Source organism: Paraburkholderia sp. BL25I1N1, from assembly GCF_003002025.1.
GTDB lineage: Bacteria > Pseudomonadota > Gammaproteobacteria > Burkholderiales > Burkholderiaceae > Paraburkholderia.
In genome coordinates this window covers 1-15,666 of the sequence record NZ_PVZB01000030.1, presented here as the reverse complement: position 1 = coordinate 15,666, position 15,666 = coordinate 1, and the positions used below count along the sequence as shown (strand labels likewise).

The following is a 15,666-nucleotide window of genomic DNA, read 5'->3' as shown; positions in this document are numbered from 1 at the left end:
TCAATTTCTATAACTCCAGGCAGACGCAACGTGGATAAATTCACCAACCATACTGGTCGGGTCGCACCACTAGACCGCCCAAACGTAGACACGGACGCGATCATTCCAAAGCAGTTCATGAAGTCGATCAGTCGCACTGGTTTTGGGCCGCACGCCTTTGACGAATGGCGTTATCTCGACCACGGCGAGCCGGGCATTGACAACTCAATGCGTGTGATTAGCCGCGATTTTGTCCTGAATCAGAACCGATATCTGGGGGCGTCAATTTTGCTGACGCGCAGGAACTTCGGTTGTGGAAGTTCCCGGGAGCATGCACCGTGGGCGCTGCAGCAGTTCGGATTTCGCGCACTTATCGGCGAAAGCTTTGCTGATATCTTTTTCAACAACTGTTTCAAGAATGGCCTTCTGGTGATTGCACTTCCGGAGATGCAGGTCAACGAACTCTTTGAATCAACGCATGCTATCCCCGGATTCCAGGTGACGAGCGATCTTCAAGGTCAAACGGTAGCGACCTCATCAGGACAGACGTATCAGTTTGAGATCGATGTGTTCCGAAAGGACTGTTTGCTCAATGGTTATGACGAGATCGCACTCACTCTCAGGCACGCAGACCTGATCCGCCAGTACGAGAAGAGGCGACTCGAGACCCAGCCCTGGCTGGCCAGGTCATTGTGATGATATGGCAGCCGCAAATGCGTACCAGGTCCTTTCGGACGGCGAGCTGCCTCCTATAGATTCAGACTGTCGTGGCTGGATGGGTGCCACGTGGTCGATGGGGACAGGAATATGAAAACTACTATGACGATCAAACTCACACTGCTCTTCGCGTTCGGCGCATCGGCGGTACTGGCCGCTACAGCCGCGTCGCTGACTGCCGTCGAGCTGGTCCACAGGGGACAGAAGATTCTCCAGAGTGACGCCGTGCTGCTGATGGCCATGATCTCGGGGGCGGCAGCGGTGGTTGTATCGATCTGTTCAGCCCTGTATTTCCAGCGGCTCGTGTGCGGAGGTCTGAGCCGCATGCGCGAGCGATTCGAGGATATTACCGAGACTCTCGATCTATCCCAGCGATCGAAGAGTCCCAGGTTGGACGAGTTTGGGGCGGGTGCGGTTGCATTCGACAGGTTCATGCAACGATTTGAATCAACCATCTCCTCCGTACGAGCTTCCGCTGACGTTGTCGCGAAATCGACCGCCGAGATTGCGGTCGGAAATATCGAGCTTTCAGCCCGGACCGAAGAACAGGCTGCCTCACTCCAGTAGACCGCGTCGAGCATGGCCCGTCTGGCGGAGACGGTCAACGAAAATGCCGACAGTGCGCGAGAAGCGACGATGCTGGCCGCGAATGCAGCTGATGTAGCGACCACAGGAGATGATATGGTCGCCGCGATGGTGGAAACGATGGGGAATGTCAGCGAGAGTTCGACACGAATATCGCAGATCACAGGCCTGATTGAGGAACTTGCGTTCCAGAGCAACATCCTCGCGCTCAATGCTGCAGTTGAGGCAGCACGGGCTGGGGAACAGGGGAGGGGCTTTGCCGTTGTAGCGGGTGAGGTCCGCGGTCTCGCGCAGCGTTCGGCAGCAGCAGCGAGGGAAATTAAATCGGTGATCTTCGAATCTGTGTCCGGGATCGAGAAAGGCTCCCAGCGAATAGTCGAGGTGAGCAGTGTCATGGCCGAAATCAGGAAGGCTGTTGGCCGGGTATCCGAGATTATCAGCGGCATCGCCGGTGCTTCTGACGTTCAAAGTCGCGGCATTGAACAGGTGAGCCAGGCGGTCAGGCAGATGGACGTCGTTACCCAACAGAACGCAGCTCTCGTCGAGCAGGCGGCGGCCGCGGCCGCATCTTTGGACGAACAGGCTGTAACGCTTAAGGCAGAGATCGCGTTGTTCGCCTGCGCTGAACGCTAAGCCCGGCGACCAATGGGTCAGCGCGGTGCAGTAAGGGTCCACCGCCTGGGTCTCGCCTTTAAGACGGTTACGAGCACCAGCCGGTCCTCTTATTAGTGAAAGTCCTTCAACGCTAGCTCCCACGCTATTTCTTTTTGTGCCCACCAGCAATTGCAGTCTCGCCGGGATAAGTGCGTGTCACGGTTAGGCAAGACTCCCGCCAGTTGCGCCGGGTAACCTCCAATCAATACGAGAGGAGACTGACCATGACGGCGACAGACCAATTTAATTTCGAGCGCGAACTCTCCGAAGATATTCGGACCCGCTTCTACATTAACGGGCAATGGGCTCAACCGAACAGCCCGCAGGAACTCGAGCTTGTTTCACCCATTAGCGAGGAAGTCATCTTCCGGCTGCCCGCTGCTTCCGTCGAAGACGTTGATGCGGCCATCGAGTCTGCACGGCGCGCTTTCGATAGCGGTCTCTGGAGTGCGACATCCCGATCCGATAGAGCCGCAGCACTGCGGAGAATTGCCGCTGAGATGCGCGACCGCCTTCCGCTCTTCTCCAGAGTATGGACGGCACAGGTAGGCGCCCCCAGCTGGTTCGCGGAGCGCTTCACCAGCCTCGCTGCTGCGTATTTCGATTACTACGCCGATCTGATTTCCGAGTCGACGTTCGAGTCCGAGCGCGCAATCAGTACCGGACGGGTGAAGGTCATTCGCGAGCCCGTCGGCGTCTGCGCGCTGATTGTCCCGTGGAACGCCCCCCTTGTACTGCTTGCCCAGAAGCTGGCAGCGGCATTGGCAGCGGGTTGCACAGTCGTGACGAAGCCCAGTCCTGAAACGCCTTTGGACGCCCAGGTACTTGCGGAATGCGTTCGGCAGGCCGGGCTTCCTGATGGTGTTTTCAACGTCGTCCCAGCGGGGCGCGAGGTCGGCGACTGGCTGATTCGTCAGCCGATGATCGACAAGGTGAGCTTTACCGGGTCGACTGCGGCAGGCAAGCACATCGCCCAGGTTTGTTCGGACCGCCTCGCGCGGGTCAGTCTTGAGCTCGGTGGCAAGTCGGCGGCAGTCATTTGCGATGACGCTGACATCGATGCATGGATTGCGAATATCGCACCGTTCACAATGCCGTTCAGTGGGCAGATCTGCTTTTCGCAAACCCGCGTCCTTGTTCCGCGCAAGCGCCACGACGAATTCGTCGATGCCTATACGACGGCGATCCAACGAATGAAGGTCGGCAACCCCTGGGAGCCCGATACCGTCATCGGCCCCGTCGCGACCGCGAACCAGTATCGACGCGTGATGGACTTTATTGGGATCGCGAAGCGAGAAGGTGCGAACGTCGTGCTCGGCGGCACTCGCGCGTCGGGCCATGAGCGAGGCTACTTCGTGGCACCGACCGTCTTCGACAATGTCCGCAACGATATGACGATCGCCCGGGAAGAGGTGTTTGGGCCCGTCGTTTCCATCATTGACCACAATGGAGACGACGATGCCGTCCGCATCGCCAACGACAGCAACTATGGCCTCAGCGGCACCGTGTTTTCAAATGACGTTGAACGGGCGGAGCGAATTGCGCGACGCATTCGTACAGGAAATCTGACTATAAACGGTCTCCAACTCGACCCGTCGGTTCCGTTCGGCGGATTCAAGCAGTCCGGTCTTGGTCGCGAAGGCGGTCCCGAGGGATTGGCCATGTTCACCGAGACTAAGGCAATCTATCTGCCGGCCAACCCATCGAAATAAATCTAGCGCCGCAGCGGCATATGGCCCTTAACAACCACTGAATATGGAGATGAAAACATGTGGAGCGAAAGCAACCCGTTTCTCAACGGACCCTTTGAACCCCTTACGCAGGAGTATGCGGAAGGCGCACCGGTCGTGGTCGGCAGAATCCCGCCTGAGCTGAGCGGTGCGTTGTATCGCACGGGAAATTCTCTATACTACAAGCCGCTCAACGCCGACCGCGCACATTGGTTTGATGGGGATGGCATGACGCATGCGTTTTTCCTGGAAGGCGGAACTGCGCGGTATGCATGCAAATGGGTGAAAACTGAAGGTCTCCTTACGGAGCAACAGGTTGGGCGTGCCCTATATAATGGGTTGTACGGGGTTTCCAATGTCACACAGGGTGAACTGCCCCCCGGTGCGCCCGCGATAAAAGTCGTTGCCGGCATCAATGTGATTCCCCTGGCCGGAAGGGTTCTGGCTCTGCATGAACTCGAGAGTCACTATTGGGAACTCGACCCCGAGACCCTGGAAACCATCGGTACATTCGATTTCAACGGACGATTTGGCAATAAGCTTTTGACAGCGCACCCGCACGTGGACCCATCTACGGGGGAAACACTATTCGTTGCGCAGGACTATAAAGCGCAGACCGTGACCTGTTTTGCCGTCGACGGCACTGGGAATGTAACGAGCGAACATACAGTGCATATGGACAGCCTGGCGTGGATCCACGACTTCATCTTCAGCAAGGACTGGTTCATCTTCTTCCTGAGCCCATTGTTAAATAATATCGCCGAGGAAGGGGTGGTCGCACAAGGAAAGGGCGTTTTGTCGCTTGATAAATCTGTCGGCACGCGCATTTTCTTGGTCAATCGTCACGACGGGTCAACGGTCATGATAAGACAGGAGAGCGACTTCCAGATAACCCATTTCCTGAACGCGTACCAGGAAGGGGACAAGATCGTTGTCGATGCATGCATCGCCGATTTGCTGGCGGTTCCCGACGCTCCGCCGATCGGCGAAGTTTTCCCGTTTGCCTTTCCTCACGTCTCTACGCCGGTGTTCGGCTCTGCCCGGATGGTCCGCACGCTTATCGACGTGCACAACTCACGATCAACACAGAGTTCGTTCGAAGGCGTAGTTGGCGAATTCCTGAGGACGAACGAAGCAATCTCCGGGACGAAGCATCGCTTCGGCTATCTCGCGCTTGTCGACCCGGAAAAGGGCGGCCAAGGATTTAATTCCCTCGCGAAGTTTGACTTCGAAACGCGCGCAGTTCAAGTTCAGGGAGTGGAGCAGCGCTATTCTATGATTCCGGGGGAACCCATCTTTGTGCCGCATCCGTCAGCCGAAAGCGAGGACCACGGCTGGATCCTGGCAGTATGGTGGGACCCGGCGAGAAACGCGTCGGAACTGGTGATTCTTGACGCCAGAGCTTTCGACCAGGAGCCTGTCGCGCGGGTGAAGATAAATAACCGGATCCCCCTGGCATTCCACGGCAACTGGATTTCGCGTTCTCAGCTGAAGTCCCGCTAGTCGGGTTAAGCTGCAGCGGGCCGTCATGCCGAGAGCGCACTGCAGCTTGCTCTATGTGAGCCTGGTTACGGCCGGTCCGTTGGGAAGACTTCGCCGATAGGCAGATGCAGTCTGCCCAAACTCATCCTTGAACGCGCGCGAAAAATGCGGCGAACTGCTGAAGCCCCACCGAAATGCAATTGTAGTCACGCTATCGGCGGCGTTCCCGGCGCAGCGTAGCTCGTCTGCGCACTTGTGAATACGTCGCTTCCATATGTACTCGCCGACGGTTTCACCGCAAGTACCCTTGAAGACGCGATGAAGCTGGCGGACAGATGTCTCGAATTCCCTGGCGATGGAAGCAGGGCTAAGTTCCGGGTCCGGGAGATGTCGTTCGATGTAATCTATCATCGCTCGCCGTTGCGCTTCGACAGGTAGTAACGCGCCGGGAAAGCGAACCCGGCACGCGTCTGAAAACAGCAATCTGAGGTTTTCGACTGATGCCATTGCAACGGCCTCGTCGACGTGTTCAAACTCCCTGAATAGCGAGGTAACAAGGTCCGAAAAGATACGCGCGGAGCCCGACGTTCCTAGCGACTCGAAGGTCGGGTATGCCAATGGGTCTTGGGATCTCGTAGGTCCGAGCCCTGGGAGATTAATGAAGATCAGCTCCATGGGCCGATCGCCGCTTATTGCGAATGGCCGGCGCCCATCGAAAATGGTCCATTCGCTTGCGGAAAGTGCAACACGAGAAGTGCCGTCACCCAAAACGCTTTCACCGTTCGTCTGCAGCGCGACAAAAAGAGGTGACAGTTCGGCCCCGAGCGCAGACTGGCCGCAATACATGGAGGGCGTGGCCGCTACTTTCCCAAAACGCGCGGCTCCCACCCGGCCGCAAGTTATCGAGCCGCTGAACGTCGTCATGCCTATGGGCTCGAACATACAGGCCTGTTGCGTCTCGGAGCTTCCCGCGAGCAGGCTGCCGATCAGATTCGGCCATACCCGCATTGCGTTCAAGGTAGTCGCGCGCTGAACCTCGTGTCTCAATAGGGTACCGATTATTTTCTCCCTGCTCGTTCTATCGCCCGCCGATCCATGCGTCGCGGCATGATTTTTTTGAGTTTCGTCAGTTTTTGGAGAATGCGCGATACGGATTATCCCTCGTTCTCCAGATTGAGTGATCGGTGATTCTTTGCGGGAGAGTCTCCCTGCCTCTCATTAATGCGCCGCTAGCGCGTAGGGCCATGAATGAGAGACAAACGGGATGGCTCGAGCTTAGATCGGAGCACATACCGACCGGCCGTCCTGTGGCTCGAACGCACATGCATGTTTTCTTTCTGGGTTAGCCAGGCGAGTCAATTGCGGTTGGGCTTCGGTGCTCGGCGATCGAACGGCTACTACTCGGCAGACCACTGCTTGCGGGGAATGCGGCTCGACAGAGGCCGGAGGCTCGCGCACATCTCGTTTCCGCACGGCCCGGTCTAGAGTGCGAATTCGTCGAACACAAGTTGGCGCAGCCATTGATTACTTGGCTCGCGATGATTCCTTGCATGCCACAAGACGTTTATGGTGATGTCCGGGATCTTGATCGGGCAAGGTGCACTCACCAGGTCGAACGGTGCGAGCGTCCGTGTCGCATACGCTTCAGGGACCACGGCGATCAAGTCAGTCTCCTGCAGGATGTGGCCGACAGCTACGAAATGGGGCACGCGCAGGAGCACGTTTCTCTGTACGCCAGCGCGCTGGATTGCCGTATCAACCATGCCATGCCCGGTGCCCTCCGCAATGATCGAAACATGTTCGGCGCCGAGAAATGACCTGTTAGTCAGGCCTGTTTTCGCGAACGGATGTTCCTTTCGGAACAGGCAGACATAACGTTGGCGAAATAGTCGACGCTGAAAGAAGGATGTCTTCAGACCTGGCAGAAACCCGATGGCGAGATCGACCTCGCCGTGCTCCATTTCGTCGCGTAATGTATCGGACTGGTTGCGCACCGTACTTATCTTGATGCCTGGAGCCACAAGCGCGAGGCGCTTCATCAGGCTGGGCAGAAAATAGATCTCGCCGATGTCTGTCATCGCAATCGTGAAGGCGCGAGAGGCCGAGGCAGGATCAAATTCGGACGTTACGTTTAGCGTATTGTGAATTGTGCCTAATGCATAGCCAATCGGTTCGGCCAGTGTCTCGGCAAACTTCGTTGGAACCATTCCTTTAGAGCTGCGAAGAAAAAGCTCGTCGCCGAGTACTTTTCTGAGGCGGTTGAGCGCGTTGCTGATAGCCGGCTGGGATATGCCAAGGCTGGTCGCAACGGCCGACACGCGTCGCTGACGTAGGAGCTCGTTAAAGACGACGAGCAGGTTGAGGTCAATATCCTGAAGTTCCATGCCGTGTCTCCGAGCGGATGCTGAGTATTATTGATTTTGGTGATATGAAATATCAAGTAACTTCTATTTATCAATTGTGCGATTGAAAGCATGATAGGGCAGAAGTTGTCCTGCCAGGAGGCATTGGTCGATGGAAGTTTCAATCTTGCCGCTTCAGCGCACGCTCAATGTACGTTCGGGTGAAAATCTTCTGGAAGCCCTGCGTAACAATCAGGTTCCGGTTTCGTATAGTTGCATGGCCGGCCGATGCGGTACGTGCCGGTGCCGCGTCGTTTCCGGAAGCGTCCTTGTAACCGGTGGGCCCGAATCGCGGTCGCCCACCGGAAATGGGCAATCAGTGCTGGCGTGCCAGACGACGGTAGTGGAAAACTGCGTAATAGAAATACCCGAGGTCGACGAAATCGTGACTCATCCGGCAAAAATCATTAAGGCCACCGTCGTAGGCATTGATGACCTGACGCACGACATCAAGCGCGTGCGACTTGCCCTGTCCAAACCGTTCGAATTCTCGCCGGGGCAGTACGCCACTCTGCAATTCACGGCGCAGCATATCAGACCATATTCGATGGCGGTCACCGCAAATTCGGAGGAAGTCGAATTTCACATTCGTCTGGTTCCCGATGGTCGAGTCACTTCATACGTGGCGACGGAACTCGCGGTCGGACAGGCCGTTCGCCTCAGCGGCCCACTGGGAACAGCCTACCTGCGAAAGAAATTCTCCGGTCCGATGGTGTGTATCGCAGGAGGTACAGGGTTAGCCCCCATTCTTTCGATTCTGCGCGGGATGGTCGACGCTGGCATGCGCAATCCTGTACACGTTTATTTCGGCGTTCGTTCGCCCGAAGACGTCTATGGCCTTCGCTGGCTCAATGAGATGCGTGAGGCGTTGCCGGATCTCACAGTTCACGTGGTGGTTGCGTCTGGGTCGACGGGCGGCCCATATCGCGCAGGCGTTGTGACCGAAGCGGTGAACGCCGACTGGAAAAGCATGGCCGACTGGCGCGCCTATCTGGCGGGGGCACCTGTGATGGTTGATGCGGCCTCCATTCTGCTGCGTCAGAAAGGTGTCGATCCCGCCCATATCTACGCCGACGCTTTTTACGCGAACGGTGTGTAGCCGCCGATGTTGTCATTCAATTCCATAACAGGAGACAAGTCATGCACGTGGCCCCCATTGTCTTTAAACGGCCCGAATGGAAAGGCGAAGGCTCGAGCCGCGTACCGTTCTGGGCGTATACCGACAACTCCACCTATCGGCAGGAACTCGAACGATTTTTCTATTCGGGGCACTGGTCCTATGTGGGCCTCGAAGCCGAGATTCCCAATCCGGGCGACTTCAAGCGAACGGTGGTTGGTGAACGCTCGGTCATTGTCACCCGAACAAATGATGGCGAAGTCGCCGTGGTGGAGAACGTGTGCGCGCACCGTGGCGTGCGTTTCTGTCGTGAGAAATCCGGCAATCGCAAGGATTTCACGTGCCCTTATCACCAATGGAACTACGACCTGAAGGGCGATCTCGTCGGAGTGCCTTTCCGTCGAGGTGTGAAGACAGACGGCAAGGTCAACGGCGGAATGCCTGCAGACTTCGATCCGAAGCAACACGGTCTGACGAAGCTGAAGGTCGCCATGCGCAATGGCGTCATCTTCGCGTCGTTCGACCATGACGTGGTTTCGCTCGAGGACTATCTTGGCCCAACGATTCTCGGCTATTTCGACCGCGTATTCGACGGCCGCAAGCTCAGGATCTATGGCTATAACCGCCAACGCATTCCAGGAAACTGGAAGCTGATGCAGGAAAATATCAAGGACCCGTACCATCCGGGATTGCTGCATACATGGTTTGTGACGTTCGGTCTGTGGCGCGCGGATAACAAGTCTGAACTGAAGATGGACGAGCAGTTTCGCCATGCGGCGATGATCTCGACGCGCGGTTCGGGCGGCAAAGGTGAGGTCACGAGTGGTGTGTCTAGTTTCAAGGAGCAGATGACGCTCAACGATGATCGTTTCCTCGACGTCGTGCACGAACCTTGGTGGAATGGTCCCACCGCCGTTCTCATGACACTTTTCCCGAGCGTCATCATCCAGCAGCAGGTCAATTCTCTTTCCACGCGCCACATCCAGCCAAACGGGCATGGCTCGTTCGACTTCGTCTGGACGCACTTCGGATTCGAGGTCGATAGCGAAGAGATGACGCGCAGGCGACTGCGGCAGGCCAACCTGTTCGGCCCGGCTGGTTTTGTTTCTGCGGACGATGGCGAAGTCATTGAATTTTCTCAGGAAGGCTTTGAGCAGAAGCCGTTCCATCGAACGATCGCGGAACTTGGGGGACGAGAAGTCGCGGACTCGGACCACATGGTCACGGAGACCCTGATTCGTGGGATGTACGACTACTGGCGCCGCGTAATGGAGGTCTGAGATGCTCGATTTTGAAACGTGGCAACAATTGCTCGCGCTGTATACCGACTATGCCGCCGCGCTGGATAACAACGAGTGGGATCGCTGGCCGGAATTCTTTGTTGACGAATGCGTCTACAAGATCCAGCCTCGCGAAAACTACGATCGTGACTTCCCACTCGCGACTCTCGCGTTTGAAAGCAAAGGCATGCTAAAGGACCGCGTCTACGGCATGACCGAGACTATTTTCCACGACCCTTACTATCAGCGGCACGTTGTAAGCATCCCTCAGGTGAGCGCGGTTAGCGCAGAGAATATCGAGGCGCAGGCCAACTACGCGGTATTTCGCACGAAGCCTGATGAACTCACGAGTGTGTTCAACGTGGGCCGCTATATCGATTCGGTTCGACGCACACCTTGTGGACTGAAATTCGCCAGCCGCGTCTGTGTGTTCGACAGCGAAATGATCGCGAACTCGATTATTTACCCGATTTGAGGTTGAAGATGGAAAAACAGTGGACAAAGCTCATTGAGCTGGTCGCCATACCTGCGGACGATGTGACAGCGGTAACGGCCGGTGGGCGCGAGGTCGCGATTTACAGCGTCGATGGAGCAGTCTATGCAACGGACAACATCTGCACGCACGGACATGCGCGCCTGTGCGACGGGTTCCTGGACGGTCACGAGATCGAGTGCCCGCTGCACCAGGGCAAGTTCGACATCCGCAGCGGCAAAGCCAGGTGCGAGCCGTTGACCGAGGATATCCAGACGTATCAGGTCAAGGTCGAGGACGGCTCGGTATACATCGAAATCTAGCCCGACACCCGGACGCTAAAAAAGTTGGCGTCCGACGGCATATTTCGTGGGTTCTCGCGCCGTATGAGCACAGACGCGGGTACGCACATCATCAGGAGACACGCATGACTGCCAATATGGTTAAAGGACAGCGCGCAGCCTATTATCAGCAACTCGCGACCCAACAGCTCTCCCCGCTTTGGGAGTCGTTGCACAACCTCGTGCCTAGGGAGCCGCGACCGCAGGCCAAGGCCGCCATCTGGAAGTACGCGCAGATACGCGATCTGGTTATGCAGGCCGGGTCAGTCATCAGCGCAGAAGAGGCGGTGCGTCGAGTACTCGTGCTCGAAAATCCAGGCCTGCCTGGCAAGTCCAGCATTACGCCGGCTCTCTATGCTGGTCTGCAGTTGATTTTGCCTGGCGAGGTCGCGCCGAGTCATCGCCATACGCAATCTGCGCTTCGCTTCATCGTGGAAGGTCGAGGCGCATGGACAGCCGTGAACGGCGAACGCACCGCCATGCATCCCGGCGATTTCATTATCACGCCCTCCTGGGCCTGGCACGACCACGGAAATCCGGTAGTCTCCGACGGCGGCGAACCGGTGGTTTGGCTAGACGGTCTGGACATTCCGGTCGTTGGATCGCTTGACGCCGGATTTGCCGAAAGCTACCCGGAAGCAAGCCAGCCGGTGCTTCGTTCAGAAGGCGACAGCTTCGCACGGTTTGGGCACAACATGGTGCCCGTCCGTCATGTGGTCACCGATCCAACGTCGCCCATCTTCAGCTACCCGTACGAACGCAGTCGCGAAGCGCTTGATGCGCTCCATCGCAACGGCGAACTCGACGAGTGGGATGGCGTCAAACTCCGCTATGTCAATCCCGCGACGGGCGGCTGGCCGATGCCGACGATTGCGACATTCATGCAGTTCCTGCCTGCCGGATTCTCCGGTAAGACCTATCGCACAACCGATGCCACGATTTTTTGTGTCGTGGAAGGCAACGGTAGCGTGCGTATCGGTGGCGAACACTTCGGGTTTTCACCGCATGACGTCTTCGTGGTGCCGTCATGGCAGCCGGTCAGTCTGACGGCCGATAACGACTGCGTGCTTTTCAGCTACTCGGATCGACCGATCCTTTCCGCATTGAACCTGCTGCGTGAAAAGCGCCAATAGGTTTTCCTTTGGATGTGCTGGGCACGTGAGGGTCCTGTCCAAAACACGCCAAGCCGACTAATTGTCAGGAGTCTCTTCCCATGAAATTCGTTTTTGCGCCCGAGGCACCCATCGCCGTGCCCGTTGTAGGTACCGATGCGCATTATCCCTTACGGCGTGTTTATTGCGTCGGCCGAAATTACGCTGCACACGCACGTGAGATGGGTTTCGATCCGGACCGCGAACCGCCGTTCTTCTTCTGCAAGCCTGCGGGTGCCGTGGTGCCGGTGGCCTACGGTGAGGTACTTGAATTGTCATACCCAGCGCAAACGAATAACTACCACTACGAGGCAGAACTCGTTGCGGTGATTGGCAAAGGGGGTTCGGACATTGCGCTGACCGATGCACTCAGTCACATCTGGGGCTATGCCGTTGGCCTCGACATGACGCGTCGCGATCTGCAGATGAAGATGCGCGAAATGGGACGCCCCTGGGAGATTGGCAAGGCGTTTGATCGCTCCGCGCCGATCGGTCCAATCCACAAGGCGAGCGATGTGGGGCATTTCGAAAGCGGTGGCCTATGGCTGACAGTGAATGCCGAAACAAAACAAAAAAGTGACGTTTCGCATCTGATCTGGTCGGTCGCGGAGACGGTCTCGGATCTCTCGAAATTCTTTCGCCTCGAACCTGGCGATGTTATCTATACGGGAACACCGGAGGGCGTGGGTCCGGTAAAGGTGGGCGATTCCATGACGGTGGGCGTCGAAAAGCTGGGCGAACTTCACGTCCGTGTAGTGTAGTACGTCGGGGGGACTATGCAACTTCACAGTTTTTTCAATAGTTCAACGTCTTATCGAATACGCATTGCGCTCGCTCTTAAGAGGGTCCCGTTTGACTACGTACCCGTCAACATCCGGACCGGTGAGCATCGCAAGGGAACATACCTCGACGCGGTGAATCCCTCGGCGACCGTTCCTGCCCTGACGGATTGTGACTTCAGCCTCGGGCAGTCACTCGCAATTGTCGACTGGCTGGACGCGCGCTATCCAGAGCCGCAACTCATTCCTGCAGAATCAGAGCATCGTGCGCGCGTGCTGGAGCTGTCGTACCTGATTTCCTGCGATATTCACCCGCTGAACAACCTGCGCGTGCTCAAGTACCTTGACACGGTTCTGAAGGTGACGCCGGAGCAAAAGAGCGAGTGGTACAAGTACTGGGTGACTGAAGGCATGAGTGGTGTTGAGCGGTTGCTCTCGAAATACGGCAGTCGACCATGGTGCTTCGGCGAACAACCCACACTAGCAGACTGCTGCCTCGTTCCGCAGATTGCGAATGCATTGAGGATGGGGTGCAATCTGGATGCGTATCCGCTGAGTATGGCTGTCTATCGCCATGCTTCTTCTCATCCGGCGTTTGATGCAGCACAGCCTGCACTTCAACCGGACTTTGTCTCGCCTTAACACGAAACCCGACCCGTGGATTGAAAGGGCCGCTTCCTGGAGCCTGATAGGATCGGGCGCGAGGACAATGTTGCTCATCCTCGCGCCAGCTCCTCGGGTATGCAAGGTCAGAACGGATACGGCTGCCGAGCTGGTTCGATCGTGATCCACTTCAGTTCGGTGAATTCATCGATCACGGCGCGCCCGTCAAATCGTCCGTAGCCGCTTTGTTTCGTCCCGCCGTACGGTGCTTGCGCTTCGTTTTGCACAGTAGCTCCATTGATGTGTACGGATCCGGCATCGATTCTGCGCGCGACAGCCAAGGCACGCGTCACGTCGCGCCCGAAGACTGCTGACGACAAACCATACGCGGTGTCATTGGCGACTCTTACTGCCTCTTCGACTCCAGATACCCGCACGACAGTCGTGATAGGGCCAAACGTTTCCTCGTCGTAAATCGCCATCGATGGATTTACGTGGTCGACGATCGTGGGTCGCATGACGGCAGCGTCTGCCTCGCCGCCTGTCACCAACTTCGCGCCATTCGTCAACGCATCCCGGATCAGCGAATTGATTCGCTTGCCCGATTCCGGGCTGACCAGCGGGCCAACTACGCAGGGGGCGCCGGCCGCCGGGTCGCTGACCGGCAGTTCCTTTGCCCGCGCGGCAAAACGGGCAACAAACTGGTCCGCCACCTTTTCGTCGACGACGAATCGTTCTGTCGACATGCAGATTTGTCCCTGATACAGAAACGACCCGAAGGCTGCTGCATTGACCGCCGCATCGATGTCCGCATCGTCGAGGACAATAAATGGCGCTTTACCACCAAGTTCAAGCAGACAGCGCTTCAGCTGAGTTGCCGACTTTTCCGCAATGATTCGACCTACTCGCGTAGAACCGGTAAAGTTGATTCGGCGCACCGCGGGATGTGCGATAAGCGCGTCTGTAACTTGGGGAGAATCGCCGGGTGCACACGTGATGAAGTTCAGCACGCCGGGGGGCAGGCCCGCTTCATAGAGACTTTCAGCGACGGCCATATGAGTCGCCGGACTTGTCTCAGATGCCCGGAACACAACGGTGTTGCCGCAAACGAGCGGATAAGCGATCGCGCGGGCAGCAAGTAGAACCGGTCCGTTCCATGGAACGATGCTTAGGACGACTCCGACTGGATGCCTTTCCGTGAAGGACAGCGTGCCGGGTTTATCGGTAGGAATGGTTTCGCCCTGAATCTGTGTTGCAAGCGCGGCTGCCTCGCGAAAAAGAGCAGCAGACCCCATGACGTTGAATTCTGCCCACAGATTAGATGCGCCGATTTCTTTGGCCATTGTCTCGCGAAGGGCTAGAAGCTTGCCTTCGAGAATATCCGCTGCCTTCAACAATAGGCGGCGACGCTCTGAAGGACCTGTCTTACTCCAGTTGCTGAAGGCGGCTTGCGCGGACTCCGCTGCGGCGATCGCGTCTTCAACGCTCGCCGCTGCACCTACCGTTATTACGCTGCCCGAAACCGGGTGGAGACGCGAAAACGTTTTACCGTCCTGAGCGTCCCGGGTTTCGTTATCTATGATGAGTTGAGTCTTCAAGTTCTTGCTCCTGTCACCTGTATGTGGCCAGTATCACTGGCCTTCAAACATCACTACCGGCTTGATGGTCATTTTGACGGCCGCTTCATGGGGTTGAGGCTCGCCGAGCGCGAGCTTCCGGAGTTGGAGATTGCCGCCTGGCTAGATACGTACGACGGCTGCAGTAACAGTTGTGCCATGCTTTGTCTCCTGGGTATTCGTGCCGGGTTAATTATGGTGGGGCAGTTGTGGACTGAGGAATTTAAGGTGTAACTGTGTGCCGTCGATGCCCCGAATGTTTTGAAAACTCATCGATTGACAAGAGGGCGCTGCATTCGTGTATGAATTCGACGCATCGCTTTTCTCGATGAAGCAACTCTTGAATGATGGACGACAGCTGGCACAGGGCCAATAACGCTTTGATTAATTAACACATTCACGAGGTGAATATTGCTTCCTGGGGTAATCGTCCCTTTAGCGTCGAATCTGGCGGCTTGCTGCAGGAATTGATTTTCAATCAATGGCTTGCAAGATCAGCGCTCGACTAGATGTCGCGGCACCGCGAAGTTAGGCGGATAAGCGTTTGTGACATCTGACGCGCAACCAGCCGTTCGTCGGGGCAATCCCCCTGTTCGGCAACCATTGACACCGCGCTCGAAACTGCCGCGCGGGTGCTGGATGCGGCTTCATACCCATGTAGACAGATGGTATGAACGCCGCCCTCTCTTCACGGAAATCTGAGGCTGCAGCAGGAGTGACATCGGAGATGTGGGTCCCTCCAGAACCAGACGGCATCA

The 15,666-nt window shown here is 56.8% G+C and carries 15 protein-coding genes; 12 read left to right on the top strand and 3 right to left on the bottom strand.

Annotated elements, in window-relative coordinates:
• Window positions 1-30 precede the first annotated feature (30 nt).
• From leuD to B0G73_RS33145, 5 genes are all read left to right on the top strand, one after another.
• The gene (leuD, locus tag B0G73_RS33160; protein ID WP_106285360.1) at window positions 31-675 is read left to right on the top strand and encodes a 3-isopropylmalate dehydratase small subunit; all 645 of its coding nucleotides are present in this window, start codon (window positions 31-33) and stop codon (window positions 673-675) included.
• Window positions 676-798: 123 nt separating this feature from the next.
• Entirely contained in the window at window positions 799-1,263 is a 465-nt protein-coding gene (locus B0G73_RS41940) for a methyl-accepting chemotaxis protein (protein WP_146144262.1), read from the top strand.
• Between the two features lie 12 nt (window positions 1,264-1,275).
• Window positions 1,276-1,914 carry a methyl-accepting chemotaxis protein gene (locus B0G73_RS40725; RefSeq protein WP_146144261.1) on the top strand — a complete coding sequence of 213 codons (639 nt, stop codon included), beginning with the start codon at window positions 1,276-1,278 and terminating at the stop codon, window positions 1,912-1,914.
• Between the two features lie 245 nt (window positions 1,915-2,159).
• A complete protein-coding gene (locus B0G73_RS33150; RefSeq protein WP_106285359.1) occupies window positions 2,160-3,647 on the top strand; it encodes an aldehyde dehydrogenase in 1,488 nt (495 codons plus the stop codon).
• Between the two features lie 57 nt (window positions 3,648-3,704).
• On the top strand, window positions 3,705-5,168 hold the full coding sequence (locus B0G73_RS33145; protein WP_106285358.1) for a carotenoid oxygenase family protein: 1,464 nt from the start codon (window positions 3,705-3,707) through the stop codon (window positions 5,166-5,168).
• Window positions 5,169-5,219: 51 nt separating this feature from the next.
• Here the strand turns inward: B0G73_RS33145 and B0G73_RS41935 are convergent, their stop codons facing one another.
• Together B0G73_RS41935 and B0G73_RS33135 are read right to left on the bottom strand one after the other, a co-directional pair.
• Window positions 5,220-6,071, bottom strand: a complete 852-nt coding sequence (locus B0G73_RS41935; RefSeq protein WP_181196691.1) for a helix-turn-helix domain-containing protein — start codon at window positions 6,069-6,071, stop codon at window positions 5,220-5,222.
• Window positions 6,072-6,628: 557 nt separating this feature from the next.
• Complete coding sequence (locus B0G73_RS33135) at window positions 6,629-7,531, bottom strand: LysR family transcriptional regulator (protein ID WP_106285356.1); 903 nt, start codon at window positions 7,529-7,531, stop codon at window positions 6,629-6,631.
• A 130-nt stretch (window positions 7,532-7,661) separates the two neighbouring features.
• On the opposite strand from B0G73_RS33135, the gene B0G73_RS33130 reads away from it, so the two are divergent.
• From B0G73_RS33130 to maiA, 7 genes are all read left to right on the top strand, one after another.
• The gene (locus tag B0G73_RS33130; RefSeq protein ID WP_106285355.1) at window positions 7,662-8,648 is read left to right on the top strand and encodes a 2Fe-2S iron-sulfur cluster-binding protein; all 987 of its coding nucleotides are present in this window, start codon (window positions 7,662-7,664) and stop codon (window positions 8,646-8,648) included.
• Between the two features lie 41 nt (window positions 8,649-8,689).
• A complete protein-coding gene (locus tag B0G73_RS33125; RefSeq protein WP_106285354.1) occupies window positions 8,690-9,946 on the top strand; it encodes an aromatic ring-hydroxylating dioxygenase subunit alpha in 1,257 nt (418 codons plus the stop codon).
• Between the two features lies 1 nt (window position 9,947).
• Window positions 9,948-10,421, top strand: coding sequence for an aromatic-ring-hydroxylating dioxygenase subunit beta (locus tag B0G73_RS33120; RefSeq protein WP_106285353.1), 474 nt, complete (start codon window positions 9,948-9,950; stop codon window positions 10,419-10,421).
• An 8-nt stretch (window positions 10,422-10,429) separates the two neighbouring features.
• Entirely contained in the window at window positions 10,430-10,741 is a 312-nt protein-coding gene (locus B0G73_RS33115) for a non-heme iron oxygenase ferredoxin subunit (RefSeq protein ID WP_106285352.1), read from the top strand.
• A gap of 104 nt (window positions 10,742-10,845) precedes the next feature.
• Window positions 10,846-11,892: a gentisate 1,2-dioxygenase gene (gene gtdA / locus B0G73_RS33110; protein ID WP_106285351.1), complete on the top strand. Its 1,047-nt coding sequence runs from the start codon at window positions 10,846-10,848 to the stop codon at window positions 11,890-11,892.
• 80 nt (window positions 11,893-11,972) lie between these two features.
• The gene (locus B0G73_RS33105; protein WP_106285350.1) at window positions 11,973-12,671 is read left to right on the top strand and encodes a fumarylacetoacetate hydrolase family protein; all 699 of its coding nucleotides are present in this window, start codon (window positions 11,973-11,975) and stop codon (window positions 12,669-12,671) included.
• A 15-nt stretch (window positions 12,672-12,686) separates the two neighbouring features.
• Window positions 12,687-13,331, top strand: a complete 645-nt coding sequence (maiA, locus tag B0G73_RS33100) for a maleylacetoacetate isomerase (protein WP_106285349.1) — start codon at window positions 12,687-12,689, stop codon at window positions 13,329-13,331.
• 107 nt (window positions 13,332-13,438) lie between these two features.
• Here the strand turns inward: maiA and B0G73_RS33095 are convergent, their stop codons facing one another.
• Window positions 13,439-14,890, bottom strand: a complete 1,452-nt coding sequence (locus B0G73_RS33095) for an aldehyde dehydrogenase (RefSeq protein WP_106285348.1) — start codon at window positions 14,888-14,890, stop codon at window positions 13,439-13,441.
• Window positions 14,891-15,666 lie beyond the last annotated feature (776 nt).

Excerpts from the sequence above, each read along its gene's own strand:
- B0G73_RS33130 (WP_106285355.1), top strand. The coding sequence starts at position 7,662 with ATGGAAGTTTCAATCTTGCCGCTTCAGCGCACGCTCAATGTACGTTCG.
- B0G73_RS33125 (WP_106285354.1), top strand. The coding sequence starts at position 8,690 with ATGCACGTGGCCCCCATTGTCTTTAAACGGCCCGAATGGAAAGGCGAA.
- B0G73_RS33120 (WP_106285353.1), top strand. The coding sequence starts at position 9,948 with ATGCTCGATTTTGAAACGTGGCAACAATTGCTCGCGCTGTATACCGAC.
- B0G73_RS33135 (WP_106285356.1), bottom strand. The coding sequence starts at position 7,531 with ATGGAACTTCAGGATATTGACCTCAACCTGCTCGTCGTCTTTAACGAG.
- B0G73_RS33105 (WP_106285350.1), top strand. The coding sequence starts at position 11,973 with ATGAAATTCGTTTTTGCGCCCGAGGCACCCATCGCCGTGCCCGTTGTA.
- B0G73_RS33115 (WP_106285352.1), top strand. The coding sequence starts at position 10,430 with ATGGAAAAACAGTGGACAAAGCTCATTGAGCTGGTCGCCATACCTGCG.
- B0G73_RS40725 (WP_146144261.1), top strand. The coding sequence starts at position 1,276 with ATGGCCCGTCTGGCGGAGACGGTCAACGAAAATGCCGACAGTGCGCGA.
- gtdA (WP_106285351.1), top strand. The coding sequence starts at position 10,846 with ATGACTGCCAATATGGTTAAAGGACAGCGCGCAGCCTATTATCAGCAA.
- B0G73_RS33145 (WP_106285358.1), top strand. The coding sequence starts at position 3,705 with ATGTGGAGCGAAAGCAACCCGTTTCTCAACGGACCCTTTGAACCCCTT.
- B0G73_RS33150 (WP_106285359.1), top strand. The coding sequence starts at position 2,160 with ATGACGGCGACAGACCAATTTAATTTCGAGCGCGAACTCTCCGAAGAT.
- B0G73_RS41935 (WP_181196691.1), bottom strand. The coding sequence starts at position 6,071 with ATGACGACGTTCAGCGGCTCGATAACTTGCGGCCGGGTGGGAGCCGCG.
- B0G73_RS41940 (WP_146144262.1), top strand. The coding sequence starts at position 799 with ATGACGATCAAACTCACACTGCTCTTCGCGTTCGGCGCATCGGCGGTA.
- maiA (WP_106285349.1), top strand. The coding sequence starts at position 12,687 with ATGCAACTTCACAGTTTTTTCAATAGTTCAACGTCTTATCGAATACGC.